At 65.3% G+C, this 777-nt stretch carries 1 protein-coding gene; it reads right to left on the bottom strand.

What is annotated here, in order from left to right; all coding sequences use genetic code 11:
* A partial coding sequence (locus tag AC0L2R_RS33775; protein WP_473514109.1) for an adenosine kinase occupies positions 1-776 on the bottom strand: 776 nt, incomplete at its 3' end.
* Position 777: the final 1 nt, after the last annotated feature.

Raw genomic sequence — 777 nt, 5'->3', positions numbered from 1 at the left:
GTCTCGTCGCCGCGCACGATGACCGAGCCCTTTTCGGAGCGGGTGACGGCGGCGATCTTGCAATCCTTGCGGATCTGGGCCAGCGCCTCGTCGAAGGAGGCGGTCTGGTAGAGCGACTTGATCTCGTGGCTGTTGGCAAACACGATGTCGACGGTGCCCGAGCGCATCAGCTCCAGAAACTCCTCGCGGTAGCGGTCGACGCAGAACGAATCCGACAATGTCATCGACACTTCGCGCCCGGCGGCATGGGCGAGCTTCGCCGTCTGCCGGAACGCTTCCTTGGCGCGCGGCGGGTCCCACAGATAGCCCTCGAAATAGGTGACGGCGGCGCCCGACGCCTTGTCGGCCTCGACATCCTCCGGACCGAGCTCGACGCAAGCGCCGAGATAGGTGTTCATCGAGCGCTCGCCGTCCGGCGTGACGAAGATCATCGAGCGCGCCGTCGGCGGTTCGCCATTGAGCGGCCTAGTGTCGAAGGCCACGCCCTGGGCGTGCATGTCATGGGCGTAGATTTCGCCGAGCGTGTCGTTCGAGACCTTGCCGAAGAAGGCGGCGCGGCCGCCGAAGCTGGCGACGCCCGCCGCCGTGTTGCCGGCGCTGCCGCCGGAGGCTTCGATGGCCGGGCCCATGCGGCTGTAGAGCAGCTCGGCGCGCCTCGTGTCGATCAGGTTCATCGCGCCCTTGATGATGCCGTTCGTCTCAAGGAATGCCTCGTCGCACTGGGCGATGATGTCGACAATGGCATTACCGATACAAAGCACGTCATAGTTCGGCATC

Source organism: Mesorhizobium sp. WSM4820 (assembly GCF_055811075.1).
The sequence above is the reverse complement of the archived record's forward strand: the minus strand, read 5'-3'. Positions and strand labels throughout refer to the sequence as shown.